Origin of the sequence: Candidatus Microthrix subdominans (genome assembly GCA_016719385.1) — a bacterium.
In the GTDB taxonomy this organism is placed as follows: Bacteria; Actinomycetota; Acidimicrobiia; order Acidimicrobiales; family Microtrichaceae; genus Microthrix; species Microthrix subdominans.
The window spans coordinates 103,677-119,774 of sequence record JADJZA010000001.1 but is presented as its reverse complement, the minus strand read 5'-3'; the positions used below and the strand labels follow the sequence as shown (position 1 = coordinate 119,774).

The window sequence follows — 16,098 nt, the reverse complement described above, 5'->3', positions numbered from 1 at the left end:
ACAATCCACCTGAGCGCCCCGCCCCGGGCTGGGTCCCAACTCCCAGGGTGTCGACTGCGCTGGGGCTGTCAGCGGAGGGTGAGGCCCCGGTAGCCGGTCTGGAAGCCGGCCGCTTTGAAGGTGGGTGCCAATCGATGGGAGGCCGACGGCTCACCGTCGATCGTCGTCAGCTCCATCTTGGACACCCGGCCGTCCTCGACCAGCTGCGCCATCGCAGGCACCCACAGCTCAGTGCGGGCGGCCGCTCCTCCACGGCTGTCGCCGATGTTGCTGGTGTCGTTGCCGTCGTCGCCGCTGAAGGTGATCAGGCTGCGCTGGCCACGGTCGAGGTAAGCCGCCGGGATGCCGTCGATGAGCACCACGTGGGCGCCCACCGTGCGCGTGGGGTTGCCGGAGGACTCGGGCCAGGCCAGCGCTGCGCCGTAGGGCTGGGCGGTGTCGACCGCCGCCAGAGTGCGCACCTGGGGCTCGGCGGGCGCTGACTCCCGTTCGGTTCGCAGCCGCTCGGCAGCGCCCTCGTGGGCAAACTGGGCGGCGCCCAACCCGGCGACGAAGTACCCCCGGCGCACCTCGCCCCGCTCCTCCAACAACTTGAGCACCGGGTACACCCCGGCGAAGCCGCCCTCGGCCCCCTCGGCCAGCGCCATCTCCCGGGTGAGCACGCCGTAACGGTCGAGCAGGCTCATCGCCCGCGCGGTGCGCACCTCCACCGAGGCTGAGCCAGGACCGGACCCGGACGGCGCTGCGGCGCCACCGGTGAGCCCGGCGACCAGCGACCAACGGCCGGCCGCAGCGGGCGGGCCCAGCCTGGAAACACGCGCCCCCCGGGGGGGGCCAGCGCCCCGCCGGCCTGCGCGACCGCCACGTCCCCGGCCGCCACCGCCCGACGACAGGCGACGGCGCGGCCCGGCCACCACGCGTGAGCGCACCGGGGCCAGCGAGTCGTTGGTGACCACACCCGCCCACACCAGGTCCCACAGCGCCTCGAGCACGGTCGGATCGTCGTAGGGGAGCTCGGCGGCGGCGACGGCGGCCTGAAGATCGCCCCAGAAGGAGGCACCGGATGCAGCCAAACGCTCGGTGATCGCCCGGTGGTGCGGCTCGTCGGGCGACTCGATCGGCTCGGGCAGCAACAGCGCCGCCCGGTCTCGAAAAGCCAGCCGGATGCGACCGTCGCTGGCCCCCAGCGACCCGGCGCCGGCCCACACCACCTCGCCAGACGTGCACAGCTCATCGAGCATCGCCGGCGAGTAGTCGCGCACCCGCACGCCCAGCAGGTCGACGTCGAGGATCGACACGGCCAGTGCGGCGCCCTCCAGCGTCTCGACGGCATCGGCCACCGCGTCTACGCCGGTGCGGCGGCTGCCGACGTGCTGCCAGGAGGGCAGGAACCGGGCCAGGGCGTCGCCATCAACCGGCTCCACCTCGCGCCGCAGGGCGGCCAGGCTGCGGCGCCGCAGTTGGCGCAGGACGTCGGCATCCACCCACTCGCTGCCGGCGCCCCCCGGGCGGAACTCGCCCGAGCTGACCACCCCGTCGGAGGCCAGCCCGTCCAGCGTCACCCGCACCACATCGAGCGGAAAGCCGAACCAGGCGGCCAGCTCGGTGGCGGTGAACGGGCCGTGGGTGCGGGCGTAGCGACCGACCAGGTCTCGAACCGGGGTGGGACCGGCGTCGGTGAACTCGGTGGGGAGCCCAAGGGGGACAGGCACGCCGAGTGCGTCGCGGAGCCGCCCGGCGTCCTCGGCCGCCGCCAGCCTGGCCTCGCCGGCGATCGACACGTCGTAGGCGCGTCGTGCGGTGACCAGCTGCTCGATCCAGGCGCCCACCGTCGCCGCATCGGCCTCGCTACGAACCTCGATATCGCTGGCCGCCAGCGGCCCGATGGAGCGCAGCAGGTCGTGGGCCTCGTCGGCGTCCCGGGCCCGGCGGCCGTCCGCCAGGCGCTGGCGTTCCAGCTCCACCTGGGCGACGACGTCGGCGTCGAGCAACGAGCGCAGCTCCTCGGAGCCGAGCAGGTCGGCGAGCAGGTCACGGTCGAGGGCCAACGCCGCGGCCCGACGTTCGGCCAGCGGGGCGTCGCCTTCGTACAGGTACACCGCCACCCAGCCGAACACCAGCGACTGGGCGAAGGGCGAGGCGGTGTCGGTATCGACGGCCACCAGCCGGGTGCGGCGCTGGGCCAGATCGCCGAGCAGGGTGCGAAGTGCCGGCAGGTCGAAGTGGTCCTCCAGCAACTCCCGGGTGGCCTCCAACAGGATGGGGAACTGCGGATACTTGGCGGCGACGCCGAGCAGGTCGGCCGCCCGCTGGCGCTGCTGCCACAGCGGGGTGCGCTGGTCGGGGCGGCGCTTGGGCAACAGCAACGACCGGGCGGCCGACTCCCGAAACGCCGAGGCGAACGCCGCCGTCGACGGCAGAGCCGCCACGACGAGCGCCTCGGCCTCGTCCGGGTCGATCATCAGCTCCTCGAGCGGCAGCTCCTCGACCGCCTCGGGCAGGCGGATGACGATGCCGTCGTCGGCCCACATCACCTCGACTGCGCCCTCGCCCAGCTCCTCGTCCCAGCGGTCGGCCAGGCGCTGGCGCAGCGCCACCGCCCAGGGGGCGTGCACCCGGCCGCCGAACGGCGACAGCACGCAGATGCGCCAGTCACCGATCTCGTCGCGAAACCGTTCGACGACGATCGTGTGGTCGTCGGGGACGACCGAGGTGGCCTCGGCCTGATCGTCGAGGTAGCCGAGCAGGTTCTCGGTGGCCCACTCGTCCAGCCCAGCGGCCCGCAGCCTGGCGGCCCCATCGCTGCGCTTGGCGGAGCGCACCTCGCGCACGAACGCGCCGACCGCACGGCCCAGTTCCACGGGGCGGCCGGGCCCGTCGCCGTGCCAGAACGGCATCTTGCCGGGCACACCGGGCGCCGGGGTGACCACCACCTTCTGGAAGGTGATGTCCTCGATGCGCCAGGTGGTGGCGCCCAGCAGGAAGGTCTCCCCCACCCGGCTCTCGTAGACCATCTCCTCGTCGAGCTCGCCCACCCGGGTGCCGTCGGGCAGGACCACCGCATAGAGCCCCCGGTCGGGGATGGTGCCGCCCGACGTGACCGCAATGCGTTGGGTCCCGCGCCGGGCCCGGACGACATCGTCGGTACGATCCCACACAACCCGGGGCGACAGGCCGCCGAACTCCTCGGCCGGATAGCGGCCCGACACCAGGTCCAACGTGTTGCGAAACTGGGCCTCGGACAGCTCGGCGAAGTTTGCGCAGGCGCGAGCCATGCCGTACAGCTCGTCGACGGTGACGTCGTCCAACGCCACGGTGGCCACCAGCTGCTGGGCCAACACGTCGAGGGGGTTGCGCACGATCCTGGTGTGCTCGATCTCGCCCGAGTGCATGCGCTCGGCCACCACCGCCGTCTCGAGCAGGTCGGCCCGGTGACGGGGGAAGATGCGCCCACGCGAGGGCACGCCCACCTGGTGCCCGGCCCTGCCAATGCGCTGCAACCCGGCGGCAACCGAGCCGGGGGAGGCCACCTGGATCACCAGGTCGACCGCACCCATGTCGATGCCCAGCTCCAGGCTGGAGGTGGCGACCAGCCCGGCGAGCTCGCCACGCTTCAGCTCGTCCTCGATCAGCAGCCGTCGCTCGCGCGACAGCGACCCGTGATGGGCCTTCACCAGCTCGATGCCGTCCGGGTTGGACGTACCGATCGATTCGGCGCCGGCGGCGACCACGTCGGAGCGGCCCGTCGCCGTCGCAGCCTCCGCCTGGAGGTTGGCCTCGTCGTGGAGTTCGTTGAGTCGGCTGGCCAGACGCTCGGACATGCGCCGGGCGTTGACGAAGATCAGCGTCGAGCGATGTTGCTCCACCAGCTCGAGCAGGGCCGGATGCATCGAGGGCCAGATGCTGCGCCGCTGCGGCCCGGCGGCGGCCGCACCCGCCTGGGGTTCCTCGACGATCGTGCCGAGCGACGCCATGTCCTCGATCGGCACCCGCACCTCCAGGTCGAGTTCCTTGGTGATACCGGCGTCGACGATGCGCACCGGGCGCGGCTTGGAGGCGGCGCCGCTCACCTCCCGACCCCCGAGAAACCCGGCCACGGTTTCGAGGGGCCGCTGCGTCGCGGACAATCCGATGCGCTGCGGGGCCGGGTGGTCGTGGCCGGTCACCCACGCGGTGAGACGCTCCAGGCTGAACGCCATGTGGGCGCCGCGCTTGGTCGTCGCCAGCGCGTGGATCTCGTCGACGATCACCGTCTGCACACCGGAGAGTCCCTCCCGGGCGGCCGACGTCAGCAGCAGGTAGAGCGACTCGGGGGTGGTGACCAGGATGTCGGGCGGGTGGCGGGCCATCTTGCGCCGGTCCTCCTGCGAGGTGTCGCCGGTGCGCAACCCCACCGAAGGCGCGGTGAACGACCCGCCCAACCGTTGCGCCGCCAGCTCGATGCCCCGGATCGGGCTGCGCAGGTTCTTCTCGATGTCGACCGCCAACGCCCGCAGCGGCGACAGGTACACCACCCGGGTGCCAACTCCGTCCGGCCGGGGATCGGTACCCAGCCGGTCGATCGCCCACAGGAATGCCGCCAGCGTCTTGCCCGACCCGGTCGGGGCGCACAACAGGGTGTGCTCGCCGGCCGCGATCGGCGGCCACGCCAAGGCCTGGGCGGGGGTCGCCTCGGGAAAGGCCGCGCCAAACCAGGTCCGCACCGGCTCGGAAAATGCCGCCCCGGCATCCTCCAGTTGGGCCTTCGCCGCTCGGTCGGCGCGTGCACCGCCCACTTCGGCGGCGGCCTTAGACGTTGGCACCCACCACCGAACCGATGCCGTAGGTAATGACGCACGAGAAGGCGGTAATCAACACCTGCCGCGCCCCGGAGAGCACCACCGACCGTTCGGTGAACCGGGCCAGCAGACCTCCGACCACGGCCGACAGGATGGTGGCGGCGACCACCGATGCCACGATGGCGCCGGTGCCCGAGCCGATGATCCACGGCACCAGCGGCACGATGGCGCCCACCGTGAACGCCACGAACGACGACCCGGCCGCCTGCCATGGCGAGCCGATCGACTCGGCGTGCAGGCCCAGTTCCTCCATGGCATGGACCTCGAGGGCCAGCTCGGGGTCGGCCATCACCTGGGTGGTCATGCGTTCGGCGGTCTGACGGTCGACACCGCGGGACCGATACAGCCTGACCAGCTCGCGATGTTCGCTCTCCGGATGATTCTTGATCGCCTCAGCCTCGACGCTCAGCTCACGCTCGATCAGTTCCTTTTGCGCCTGCATCGACACGTACTCGCCGGCGGCCATCGACACCGCTCCGGCGATCAACCCGGCCAGGCCGGCGACCAGCACCGTGTTGGCCGGTGGGTTGGCGCCCGCAACGCCAAGGATGAGCGCAGTGTTGGACACGAGCCCGTCGGAGATACCGAACACCGCAGCCCTGGCGGCGCCCCCGGAGACGTCTCGGTGATGGTGCACCTGCCAGTTCGCGCCGGAACGACCCGAGGAGTGGGTGCGGTCCTTGGCGTGGGCGTGGTCGTGGTCGGGGCTGGACTGGGTTGGCGCCGATTCGCCGATGTCTGGCTGTGCAGGCATGCGTGCTCCGAAGGTAGGTCCTGCCGTGGTTAGCCCGCAGGATACCCAGCCCGTTCGGCGCTGGTCAGTCCCGGCCGTCGCCGGACGCCGACGGTCCGGCCAGGCGGCACCCCGCCTCCCGCATCTGCACGTCGAAGAACTCCTCCGGATCGGCGACCACGTTCTGGAACTGGCCGAACAGCTCGAAGCTGAGGTGGCCGAACAGCTGGGTCCAGACCCCGGTCGCCGCCCTCAGCTGCCCATCGCTCAGCTCCGCCCCGTCCGGGTGTGCGGCCGACGAGCGGCCGATGGCGTCCTGGGACAGCGATCGGATGACATCAAGGGCCTCCGCCGTGGCCGGCGGTGCGTCGAACCGATGCTGGAGAAGCTCACCGTCCGCAGCCGCATCGGTCAGCACCGACAGCCATGTCGACGTGAGGCGCCGGGCCGGCTGGGCGGTCTCCGGGGGCGCCACGTAGCCGGGCACGGGGCTGCCGTAGATCAGTGCGTACTCATGTCGGTGCTTCAGCGCCCACGACCTGATCGCTCGAGCAAGGCTGACCCACCGCTCGACGAACGGCTTTCCCGCCGATTCGACGGTGGCACGTTCTGCCGCCGAAGCGAGATCGCCGTAGGCGTCGGAGATCAGCGCTGTCAGCAGGTCGTCGCGGCTCGGGAAGTACCGGTACAGCGCCGAGGAGGCCACGCCCAGCTGTCGGGCGACCGCCCGGAGCGACAGCGAGTCGGCCCCGTCCGTGCGCAGCTGCGACCTGGCGGCCGCTTTGATCTCGCCGACGAACTCGGCGCGGGCCCGGGCGCGTACCCCGGTGGGCTTGGGCTCCATCGGTACATGATGACCGACGAGCGAGAACACTGCCAACAAACAAGAGCAGTGCTCTTGCTTTTATCGGGACGAGAGTTCACGATGGACGAACCGAGAGCGGTGCTCTCGGGTTACTGGCAGGAGCGATCCATGAACTCGATCACCGCCCACCCGACAGCCTCGGACTCGCCAACGCCCGAACGGCCGGCTGCCGCCGGGCTACCCCGAACGCACTACGCCGCGCCGGGATGGCTCAGCCGCAACCTGATGAACCGGCTCGTACGGCGCCTAAGCCGGGTCGGCATCTCGGTGTGGGGTGCCCGCGAGCTGCGGGTTCGGGGTCGCAGCAGCGGCGAGTGGCGCTCCGCGCCGGTCAACCCGTTGAAGATCGGTCAAGAGCGCTACCTGGTGGCGCCGCGGGGCGAGACCCAGTGGGTCCGCAACCTGCGGGTCACCGGTGGAGGGGAACTGCGGGTCGGCCGGTCCATCGAAGCGTTCACCGCCAGCGAGGTGGCCGACGCCGACAAGGAGCCGATCCTGCGCGCCTACCTGAAGCGCTGGGCGTTCGAGGTGGGGGCGTTCTTCGACGGGGTCGACGGCGACGCTTCGGCGGCGGAACTGGCGCGTATCGCTCCGAACCACCCCGTGTTCCACCTCTCGCACGGCACACAGTAAAGCCACCCATGCATGAGCTGGGTGGCTTTACTCCCGAGGGGGTGCAGTAAAGCCACCCAGTGCGACCGTGGGTGGCTTTGGCGCGGGCCAACGGTTACCGGAGCGGGCCCCCCACCTCAGCACCTATCGGAGCTGACGCTCCAGGGCACCGAGGACGGCCTTGAAGGACGCTGTGGTGATGTTGGGGTCCAACCCGATGCCCCAGCGGGGCCGGCCGGAGTGGCCGATGCTCTCGACGTAGGCGGCCGCCGTGGCGTCCGAACCGGCGCCGATGGCGTGCTCCTCGTAATCGACAACGTCCAGGTCGACGTCGAACTCGGAGCGCAGACCCAACACCAGGGCGCCGATGGGACCGGACCCCTCCCCCACCACGGTGTGATGCGATCCGTTGCGGCGCACCTGGGCGGTCACCTTGGTCAGGCCCTCCTTGGTGTGCAACTCGTGGCCGACCAGCTCGAATTCGGGTGATTCGGGCAGGTACTCGTGCCGGAATGCCGCCCACATCGTCGCCGGGTCGATCTCGGTACCCGAATCCTCGGTGATGTTCTGGATCGTTTTGGAGAACTCCACCTGCATGCGCCGCGGCAGGTCGAGGCCGCGCTCCTCGGACATGACATAGGCCACCCCGCCCTTGCCGCTCTGACTGTTGACCCGGATGACCGCCTCGTAGGTGCGCCCCACGTGGTGGGGGTCGATCGGCAGGTAGGGCACGGCCCATGTGTCGTAGTCGTCGGGCAGAGCTGCAAAGCCTTTCTTGATCGCATCCTGGTGGCTGCCGGAGAACGACGTGTAGACGAGGTCACCCGCATAGGGGTGGCGCGGGTGCACCTCCAACCGGTTGGCGTACTCGGCGGTGCGGCGCAGGCGGTCGATATCGGTGATGTCGAGCTGTGGGTCCACGCCGGTGGCGAACAGGTTCATGGCGACGTTGACCAGGTCGAGGTTGCCGGTGCGCTCGCCGTTGCCGAACAGCGTGCCCTCCAGCCGATCGGCCCCGGCCATCAGCCCAAACTCGGCAGCGGCCACGCCGGTGCCCCGGTCGTTGTGGGGGTGCAGCGAGATGACGACCGAGTCCCGCCGGGAGATCGTGCGTCCGAACCACTCGATGAAGTCGCCGTAGACGTTGGCGGTGAAGCACTCGACCGTGGCCGGCAGGTTCAACACGATCGGCCGATCGGGGGTGGGCTCGATCACGTCCATGACCGCTTCGCAGATCTCGATCGCAAAGTCGGGCTCGGTCAGCGTGAAGCTTTCGGGCGAGTACTCGTAGCGAACTTCGGTGCCGGGGATGCGATCTTCCAGCTTGCGGGCCAGGCGCGCAGCGGTCGTGGCGATGTCCACGATGCCGTCGCGATCCAACCCGAACACCACCTCCCGCTGCAACGGGTTGGTCGAGTTGTAGAAGTGAACGATGGCCCGGGGGGCGCCCTCCAGGCACTCGTAGGTGCGCTCGAGCAGGTCGGCGCGGCTCTGTACCAGCACCTGGATGATGACGTCGTCGGGGATCAGGTCCTCTTCGATCAACTGGCGCACGAAGTCGTAGTCGGGCTGGGAGGCCGACGGGAACCCCACCTCGATCTCCTTGAAGCCCATGGCGACCAGCTCGTTGAACATCGCCAGCTTGCGGGCGGGGTCCATCGGGTCGATCAGCGCCTGGTTGCCGTCGCGCAGGTCGACCGAGCACCAGGTCGGGGCTCGGTCGATCCGCTGGTCGGGCCATGTGCGGTCGGTGAGCTGTACCGGGATCCACGGCTCGTACTTCTCGAAGTGCATCTTCTTTGGGGTCACGTTTGCTGGTGGCATGGATGAGTTCCTTGTTGCGGGTCCGATTGCATGGGTGCGGTTGGTCGTACTGGTGAAAGCGGCGGGCCGGCTGGTTGTCGGGAAAAACAACAAACCCCCCGGCCTGGAGGGCGGGGGGTGCGGGCGGGCGCGCTCTTGGTAAGTCCCGCCTTAGCTAAGAAGCAGTCCGGTACAAGTGGTCACGTCGCACAGTTTAGACACGTCAGCCGCCCGATGGAACCTCGACCGGTGAATCAGGTGAGAGCGGGACGGGTTGTCACCCTTGGCTCGGTGACTCGGCAGTGGGTCGGTAACCTCCGACCACATGGCGGCGTTGGACCTACTCCCCTACCTGGCCGCCGGGCTGTTGCTCGTCGCCGGGGCGTCCAAAGTGCGCCACCCCGACACGATGGCCGACGTCCTGGCCGTCATCGGCGTGACCAGCCCGCACGCCCCGTTCATCCTCGGCCTGATCGAGATCGTGGTCGGTGCCGCGGCGATGGTGTTCGGCGGGTTCGTGCTGTGGGGGTTGGTCACCGCCCTCTACCTGGCGTTCGCTGCGCTCCTCGCACTGCTCACCCGCAACGATGCCGAGGTCAGCTGCGGATGCTTCGGTCAACGCTCGACGCCGGTGGGCCGACGACAGGTGCTGGCCGACCTTGGGACCGCCGGCCTGGCGGCGATCGGCGTGGTGATCAGCACGCCCGGGTTGTTCGGCGCCGACCGCAGCCCAGCGATCACCGCCCTCCTCATCGTCGGCATCGCAGTAGGAGTCGCGGCACTTCGTCGTGCCCACACCGGCTGATTCCAGCCCTCAGGAGGAGAGCCACCACGGCCGAATTCCTGTTCCCACCAGAGGGGTTGGGGTGTGGGTGGTGCCGCCAGGGCGCATAGCGAAGCGGTGCCATGGCGGTATCGCCCACACCCAACCCCGGTCGCGATCACTCAGGCGCAGGAACCCGGCCGTGGGCGGCATCGCCGTACAACCCTTCGGCCCACTCCAGATAGTCGGGCCCATCGCGGAGGTGATGCCCGCCGTCGGCGCCCACCGTCTCACCGGTGATGAAGCCGGACTCGGGCCCACACAGAAACCGGATGAGCGGTGCCACGTCGCCGACCTCGCCGAAGCGGCCCAGCGGCGTGTTGTTCAGGTAGCTCTGCCCCACCGAGGACTCCTCCTCGATCATCGCCACCAGGTCGGTGCGGATGATGCCCGGGTTGACGGCGTTGACCCGCACGCCCGCACGGCCCAGCTCGTCGGCGGTGACCTTCACCAGCATGTCCACCCCGGCCTTGGCCACCGAGTAGGGCGCCATGAACCGGTGGGTCAGTCGGCTGGCCACCGACGACACCGCCACCATCGACCCGCCGCCGTTGCGCACGATCGCCGCACCAGCCTCACGAAAAACGAGAAACACCCCGGTGAGCGTGACGCCGAGGATGCGGTTCCACTCCTCGGTGGAGGTGGCCACCACCGGCCCCATCGTCCCGTCGCCCGCTGAGGCGACGACGATCCTGAGCGTTTGGTCGGCGTCGGCCAGCGCGACCGCTGCGGCGACGTCGGCATCGGCGGTGACATCGCCGGCGGACGTGCGCACCCGAACGCCTTCGGGCGCCTGTTGGCGCAGCTGCTCGGCGGCGGCTTCGAGCTTGTCGGCGGTGCGGCCCATCAGCGTGACGTCGGCGCCGTCGGCCACCAGCGCAGCTGCCGCCGCCAACCCGATGCCGCTGCCCCCTCCGGTGACGAGGGCCGAGCGCCCTTGAAGCGTCGGTCGGTCGGCCGAGCGTTGGACCATCTCAAATCCCCTTGGTGTCTTGCGAGACCCCCTCGGTATCGGGTCGGATCGCCTCGCTTCCCTTCCGGGAAACCTACTCAAGAGACATTCAAACTTGATTCATAACCATGTCGAGGGCGACGGGTGAAGGGTCTCATCGACGGTGGAGGCGGGCTCTCACCACATCCGTTCGCGGCCCGCTGACGGTCATGCACCCCACTTCGACGGCGGTAGCTTTGCCTGGTGAGTCACCCTGTCCCGGTCGCCGAACGGTCTTCGGATCGAACATGAGCCTGCTCCCCAGCGGCTTGACCCAGGTGACCCCGCGCCGCGTCGCCGAACGGCCCGAGCCGACCGGTTGGCTCGATCGCACCGTCGACGGAATCATGCGGCGAAGCAGCTCGCTGCCCGGCCCTCCAGCGACGAGGGCCTGGGCGTCGCTCAAGCTGTTTGCCGTCATTTTCGCGTCGCCGTTGCTGGGCCCAGGGCTATTCGCCACATTGCCGCTCGAGACCGCCCGGTGTCGCCGCCGGGCTCGCCGCATGCCGCAGGCGTTGCGCACCGACGACCCCGACGTGGTGGGTGCCAGCGCCCGGTTGGATCCGGCCGGGCGATACCTGGTGACCAGCGACCTGCACCGCTGCATTCCGGGCGGTCGTGACTGGCCCCGCCAGCAGGCGACCGACGACCTCTATCGCGTCGCCCTCGACCACTACGGGGCCGAGGGGTGGGGCCTGATCGAGGCCGGCGACGTCGAGGACTTCTGGATGGTGGGCGGCTCGGCGCTGGGCGTCGCCATCGACGCACTTCGCATGCTCGGTGCGGCGCTGTGGCCGATCGACCGGCGGCTGAGCCATGCCACCGCCCGCAACCAGCTTCAGCGGATCATTGACAACTATGAAGCGACGTACTCGGCGATCGCCGAGAAGTTTGTCGGGCCGGGACGATACTGGCGCCTGAGCGGCAACCATGACGACCCGCTGATCCGCCCGGAGGTCGCCTCGGCTTTGGCCCGCCGTCTTCCCGGGGCCGTCGTTCACGACCTGGTGTCGCTGGGCAATCCCGGCCAGATCCCGGAAGCGGTGATCACCCACGGGCATCTCACCGACCCGTGGAACAGTCCCAACGGGGCTTGGCGCGGCCGGTTCGTCACCTGGCTGGCGAGCGCGCTCGCCGACCTCAGCGGCGACGAGCCCGGCCTGACCGGGGCGGCCGCCCGAACCGCGCTTCTCGCCGGGCGTGCCGGCAATCGGCTGCGATCAATCCGTGGGCCGTTCTCGGTCGACCGCGACCAGTTCACCCTCAACGAGACCGAGCTGCACGAGTCCTTTGCCGGTCACTTCGGCGAGGACGCCGGGCCGTGGCTGGTGCTCGGCCACACCCATGTGCCCGGCGATGGCCCCTGGGACCCGGGGACCAACAGCCGCTACGAGCGCTACGTCAACAGCGGCTCAGGTGTCGCCGAGCGGGTCATAACGGCAGTCGAGTGGGACGGCGGCGCAGCCGAGCGCCGTCCGATCCTGGTGGCGATCGCCCGGATGAGCGACCTCGATCCGGTCGACGCCGGGCCCGAGCAGACCGACCCGGCGCACCGCCTTGCCCTTCGGGCGGGCGAGCGCACCGCGATCGGGTCGCTCGATGGCGAGCCGGTCGTCAGGGTGGTGCTGCGAGCGCCGGCCACGGTGCCGCCCCTCAGCGCCGTCTTCGCCGGGTAGCGCTGAGCCGTGGGCCGTTGCGGCGCAGGCCGAACGCACCCGACGCCGTCCCGGACGCGAGCGCGATGCCGGGTGTGAAGCGCCGTGCGTCCGACCGACGGGCGGTGGTGGCCGGCACGATCTCGTCGGCGGCGTTCGCAGGCGGGCACCGCTTCGTCATCGGCTGCTGGGCCACTTCCCCGGTCGGCGATCTGGTCGACGTGATGTGGACCGATCCCGACGATCGACGAACCCTGGTGGTCGGCGACCAGGCCGGCGCGGAGTTCATCGGATCGATCTATGAGTTCGATGAGGTGTCGGTCGAGCCGTTGCAGGTGGTGTCCGATGGGCGCCGCACGACGGTGAGCGCCGCCCGGTTTCGTCTCGACCTGATCGGCGGTCGGCTCAGGCCGGTGCCGCTGTGGCGTCCCCTGGCGGTTACCCGATGGGTGGAGGCCCCGCTGGCACGGGCCCTGATGGGGGTCGAGACCTACGGCACCTCACCGACCGGCGCTCGGGAGTGGTACCAAACCCGCGGCTGGCGGTGGGTAAGTGCCGGGAACGCCCACGTCGACGGGGTCGACCTGGGCGAGCCTCGGCGCTTCGAGCGCCCGGTCGGGGTGGGCTTCAGCGAACCACCCCGACGACCGTCGATCGTGTCGGTTCGGGTCACGATCGATCTGCCCTCGGCCGGGACCGCTCAGCGGCCGGAGTGACCAAACCCGCCATCGCCCCGCTCGCTCGATGGCAGCTCGTCGACGCTGAGGAGCGTCACTTGGCTGACCCGCTGGACGACCAGCTGCGCGATGCGGTCGCCGCGGCGAACCTCCACGGCCGTGTCCGGGTCGGTGTTGGCCAGGATCACCTGCAGTTCGCCCCGGTACCCGGCGTCGATCAACCCGGGCGCATTGGTCACCGTCACCCCGGAGCGCAGGGCCAGCCCAGACCGCGGCAACACAAACCCGGCGTGGCCTTCCGGGATGGCGACCGCCAGCCCGGTGGGCACCAGCGCCCGGGCGCCGCCCGGAGCCAGCGTGACGTCCACCCGCGCCCGTAGGTCCAGCCCGGCGTCGCCCGGCTTGGCGTAGCTGGGCAGCTCCAGCCCGGGGTCGAGCTGCTGGACCTCCATCGTGACTCGTCGGTCGTGAGCATTCCCAGAGCCGTCGGGTCGGTCGTTGGGTCGGTCGTCGGTGGGCATCGCCATGTGGCCATCTTGGCCTCCCCAACGCGCCCGGGGCCCAGTCGGCGTACGATCTCGTCGTGCTCATCTGGATGGACCTTGAGATGACGGGGTTGGATCACACCTCCGACGTCATCGTGGAGATCGCCACCCTGGCGACCGACGACGAACTCAACATCGTCGCTGCGGGCCCCGAGCTGGTGATTCACCAGCCCGAGGCGGCCCTGGCCGACATGGACCCGGTGGTGGTCAAGATGCACACCAGCTCGGGGCTGCTCGACGCCATCGCCGCGTCGACGACAACCTTGGAGGAGGCGGGTGCTGCGACGCTGGAGTTCATTAAGGCCCATGCCCCCAAGGCCCGCACCGTGCCGCTGTGCGGCAACACGATCGGCACCGACCGCCGCTTTCTCGCCGCCTATCTCCCCGAGATCGAGGAGTACCTGCACTACCGCTCGGTCGACGTGACCACGATCAAGGAGTTGGCCCGGCGCTGGTACCCGGAGGCACTCGGTGACCTGCCACGTAAGGCGACCAGCCACCGCGCCCTCGACGACATCAAGGAAAGCATCGAGGAGCTGCGCTACTGGCGCTCCAAAGTGTTCCTGCCGGTGACGACGGACGCCTGAGCGGCGCCGCAGCCGATTGGAGCGGTGCCGACCGGAACGGTGACGACGCCTGCCGTTCAGTCCAGCGAGCGCAGCGAAACCGCCGGCGTTTCATCCGGCGCACTGAGCCACACCTGATCGCCGTCCGGAGACAAGGTGAGCTCGGCCGGGCCGTAAAACAGCTGGGCGCGGTACTCGGCCTCGAAGCGCCCGCCCCCGTCGCCAACGCTTGCCGTCGCTCCCGCCTCGGTGTCCTCGAAAGCGGTCCAGATCACCGAGTTGTTGACATGGTCCAGCACGTCGATGTCGCTGCGGCGGATCGGCCACGGCGCTACCGAGGCCTCGCCGGGCGGGGCGGGGTGGTAAAGCCCGATCGGCACCCGTCGCTTTGGTCCGGCCTCAACCAGCTCGGGCGCCAGCCGGGCCGGGCGGGCGCCCGTTTGGTCGAGCGACGCCCACAGGGTGGCCACCCTCACGTCACCACCCTCGCCGCCGGCGAGATCGATGCGCCGCTCGGCCCACACCCGACCGACGGCGGAGCACCAGGTGTCGACGGCGACCGATTCGGCTGCGGTGGGCCAGCGGCGCACCTCCAGGGTGGTGCGACGCACGACCCACACCGCTCCGGGCGCCGGTCGCATGGGGACATCGAGGTCCCACAGGGCAACGTCGCAGAGCCGCAACAACGTATCGAGGCGGGCCCTTCGGTCCGGTGCGCATCCGGCGGGCGGCACCCGCATGGTCGTCGTCGGACGCTCGCCGGCGGGCGGATCGACGATGGCGACCGCCCCCGGCCGCTCCGGGCCGACGGCTGCGCCGGCTCCCACCATTGCGCCGTGTGCAGTGTCGTCGTTGGCCACACCCGGCACGGTAGCGGGGCCGGTCACGGCGGAGGAACGGGCCTCAGGGCGCGGTCGTCAGGGCGGCCCACCCACCACGCTGCGGTGAACGCTCGCCCGTCACCCCACGCTGCACCCGACAGAAATCTTGTTAAATACATTGACGCTGCACGCCGCAGGTGGTTTCCTCGTTGACGTTCCAGCACGGTCGCCTCTCGGGCGGCCACCCGAGAGGCCCATCATGTCCGCATCCCCGCTTCACGCAACGACCAGCCGCCTCGACGCGGCGACCGGTTGCGCGCTCGGCGAGATGCCGGTGCAGCCACGGGCAGCTTCGACGCTTTTCCCCGTGAGCAACCGCGTCGTTGGACGTTGTGCCGTTGACAACCCGGTCGTCGGCAACCTCACCGTCGTCGCCAAGCGCAACGTTTGGGTCACGCGCGGCACAGCGTGTGCGCACGCCACCGCCAAGCCGGGCTACGACAACCCGATTGGTGACGGGATCCGAGTTTCGAGAGGTACCGGTTGATGCAACAGCATCGACCAAGAACCTCTTTCGAGGCCGCCGGATCCCATCACGGGAACCGGCGGCTTTTCTGCTTTTCGGCCGAGGTTCACCGATCGACAACCGCCGAGAACCCACCGGCCATCGCCAATCAACACACAGTCACCACGCCGAGAAAGCACCATGATGATGATCACCGAAGTCAGTAGAAGCGAACACAGCGAGCTCTGTACCACCGCCGTCGCGGGCACCCCAGGGTGGGAGTCCCGGGCGGCCTGCTCCGATGCCACCGGCGAGGTGACCAAGCTGTTCTTCTCCGATGAACTGCCCGACATCGCCCTGGCCAAGCGGCTGTGCGCCGGATGCCCGGTGCTCCTCGACTGCCTCGAGGCGGCCGTCGCCCGCAACGAGCAGTTCGGGGTGTGGGGAGGGCAGCTGTTCGTCGGAGGGAAGGTCGTGCACTTCAAGCGGGCGCGCGGCCGCCCACCCAAGAACCCTCGGCCGGAGGAGCACCTGCCCCAGGTGCCGATCCCCGAGCACCTCCGGGAGCGGCTCAGCGCCTGAGCCGTTTCGGGCCGCCTCACCCCAGGTCGGCGCTACGTCCAACCCGGCGTCGCCGCCGGTGTGAGGGGCGAAGGGGTCGGGG

Annotated in this window: 13 protein-coding genes; 6 read left to right on the top strand and 7 right to left on the bottom strand. The window is 70.1% G+C overall.

The window, feature by feature from the left end; translation table 11 throughout:
- Window positions 1-68 precede the first annotated feature (68 nt).
- The 3 genes from IPN02_00610 to IPN02_00600 form a co-directional block, all read right to left on the bottom strand.
- Window positions 69-4,736: a DEAD/DEAH box helicase gene (locus tag IPN02_00610; protein MBK9295385.1), complete on the bottom strand. Its 4,668-nt coding sequence runs from the start codon at window positions 4,734-4,736 to the stop codon at window positions 69-71.
- A 52-nt stretch (window positions 4,737-4,788) separates the two neighbouring features.
- Window positions 4,789-5,592, bottom strand: coding sequence for a VIT1/CCC1 transporter family protein (locus tag IPN02_00605; protein ID MBK9295384.1), 804 nt, complete (start codon window positions 5,590-5,592; stop codon window positions 4,789-4,791).
- Between the two features lie 64 nt (window positions 5,593-5,656).
- A complete protein-coding gene (locus IPN02_00600) occupies window positions 5,657-6,415 on the bottom strand; it encodes a TetR/AcrR family transcriptional regulator (protein ID MBK9295383.1) in 759 nt (252 codons plus the stop codon).
- A gap of 129 nt (window positions 6,416-6,544) precedes the next feature.
- Here IPN02_00600 and IPN02_00595 point away from each other — a divergent pair, with 129 nt between their 5' ends.
- Window positions 6,545-7,069: a nitroreductase family deazaflavin-dependent oxidoreductase gene (locus IPN02_00595; GenBank protein ID MBK9295382.1), complete on the top strand. Its 525-nt coding sequence runs from the start codon at window positions 6,545-6,547 to the stop codon at window positions 7,067-7,069.
- A 123-nt stretch (window positions 7,070-7,192) separates the two neighbouring features.
- Here IPN02_00595 and leuA read toward each other — a convergent pair whose 3' ends face one another.
- Window positions 7,193-8,842 carry a 2-isopropylmalate synthase gene (leuA, locus tag IPN02_00590; GenBank protein ID MBK9295381.1) on the bottom strand — a complete coding sequence of 550 codons (1,650 nt, stop codon included), beginning with the start codon at window positions 8,840-8,842 and terminating at the stop codon, window positions 7,193-7,195.
- A 334-nt stretch (window positions 8,843-9,176) separates the two neighbouring features.
- Here leuA and IPN02_00585 point away from each other — a divergent pair, with 334 nt between their 5' ends.
- The gene (locus IPN02_00585) at window positions 9,177-9,656 is read left to right on the top strand and encodes a hypothetical protein (GenBank protein ID MBK9295380.1); all 480 of its coding nucleotides are present in this window, start codon (window positions 9,177-9,179) and stop codon (window positions 9,654-9,656) included.
- 136 nt (window positions 9,657-9,792) lie between these two features.
- Here the strand turns inward: IPN02_00585 and IPN02_00580 are convergent, their stop codons facing one another.
- The gene (locus tag IPN02_00580) at window positions 9,793-10,647 is read right to left on the bottom strand and encodes an SDR family oxidoreductase (GenBank protein ID MBK9295379.1); all 855 of its coding nucleotides are present in this window, start codon (window positions 10,645-10,647) and stop codon (window positions 9,793-9,795) included.
- 266 nt (window positions 10,648-10,913) lie between these two features.
- Between IPN02_00580 and IPN02_00575 the strand changes: the two genes are divergently transcribed.
- Both IPN02_00575 and IPN02_00570 read left to right on the top strand, forming a co-directional pair.
- Complete coding sequence (locus IPN02_00575) at window positions 10,914-12,341, top strand: hypothetical protein (GenBank protein ID MBK9295378.1); 1,428 nt, start codon at window positions 10,914-10,916, stop codon at window positions 12,339-12,341.
- 74 nt (window positions 12,342-12,415) lie between these two features.
- Window positions 12,416-13,036 (top strand): hypothetical protein, encoded by a 621-nt coding sequence (locus tag IPN02_00570; protein ID MBK9295377.1) that lies wholly within the window; start codon window positions 12,416-12,418, stop codon window positions 13,034-13,036.
- On the opposite strand, the gene dut is transcribed toward IPN02_00570, so the two are convergent.
- The gene (gene dut / locus IPN02_00565; protein ID MBK9295376.1) at window positions 13,021-13,518 is read right to left on the bottom strand and encodes a dUTP diphosphatase; all 498 of its coding nucleotides are present in this window, start codon (window positions 13,516-13,518) and stop codon (window positions 13,021-13,023) included. The two genes, IPN02_00570 and dut, sit on opposite strands and share 16 nt — an antisense overlap.
- A 62-nt stretch (window positions 13,519-13,580) precedes the next feature.
- On the opposite strand from dut, the gene orn reads away from it, so the two are divergent.
- Entirely contained in the window at window positions 13,581-14,129 is a 549-nt protein-coding gene (gene orn / locus IPN02_00560) for an oligoribonuclease (GenBank protein ID MBK9295375.1), read from the top strand.
- A gap of 56 nt (window positions 14,130-14,185) precedes the next feature.
- On the opposite strand, the gene IPN02_00555 is transcribed toward orn, so the two are convergent.
- The gene (locus IPN02_00555; protein MBK9295374.1) at window positions 14,186-14,968 is read right to left on the bottom strand and encodes a hypothetical protein; all 783 of its coding nucleotides are present in this window, start codon (window positions 14,966-14,968) and stop codon (window positions 14,186-14,188) included.
- A gap of 673 nt (window positions 14,969-15,641) precedes the next feature.
- Between IPN02_00555 and IPN02_00550 the strand changes: the two genes are divergently transcribed.
- The gene (locus IPN02_00550) at window positions 15,642-16,016 is read left to right on the top strand and encodes a WhiB family transcriptional regulator (protein ID MBK9295373.1); all 375 of its coding nucleotides are present in this window, start codon (window positions 15,642-15,644) and stop codon (window positions 16,014-16,016) included.
- Window positions 16,017-16,098 lie beyond the last annotated feature (82 nt).

What these genes read in the sequence shown, in the direction of transcription:
- dut (MBK9295376.1), bottom strand. Translation starts at nt 13,518, where the DNA reads ATGCCCACCGACGACCGACCCAACGACCGACCCGACGGCTCTGGGAAT.
- IPN02_00580 (MBK9295379.1), bottom strand. Translation starts at nt 10,647, where the DNA reads ATGGTCCAACGCTCGGCCGACCGACCGACGCTTCAAGGGCGCTCGGCC.
- IPN02_00585 (MBK9295380.1), top strand. Translation starts at nt 9,177, where the DNA reads ATGGCGGCGTTGGACCTACTCCCCTACCTGGCCGCCGGGCTGTTGCTC.
- IPN02_00550 (MBK9295373.1), top strand. Translation starts at nt 15,642, where the DNA reads ATGATCACCGAAGTCAGTAGAAGCGAACACAGCGAGCTCTGTACCACC.
- IPN02_00575 (MBK9295378.1), top strand. Translation starts at nt 10,914, where the DNA reads ATGAGCCTGCTCCCCAGCGGCTTGACCCAGGTGACCCCGCGCCGCGTC.
- IPN02_00600 (MBK9295383.1), bottom strand. Translation starts at nt 6,415, where the DNA reads ATGGAGCCCAAGCCCACCGGGGTACGCGCCCGGGCCCGCGCCGAGTTC.
- IPN02_00595 (MBK9295382.1), top strand. Translation starts at nt 6,545, where the DNA reads ATGAACTCGATCACCGCCCACCCGACAGCCTCGGACTCGCCAACGCCC.
- IPN02_00605 (MBK9295384.1), bottom strand. Translation starts at nt 5,592, where the DNA reads ATGCCTGCACAGCCAGACATCGGCGAATCGGCGCCAACCCAGTCCAGC.
- leuA (MBK9295381.1), bottom strand. Translation starts at nt 8,842, where the DNA reads ATGCACTTCGAGAAGTACGAGCCGTGGATCCCGGTACAGCTCACCGAC.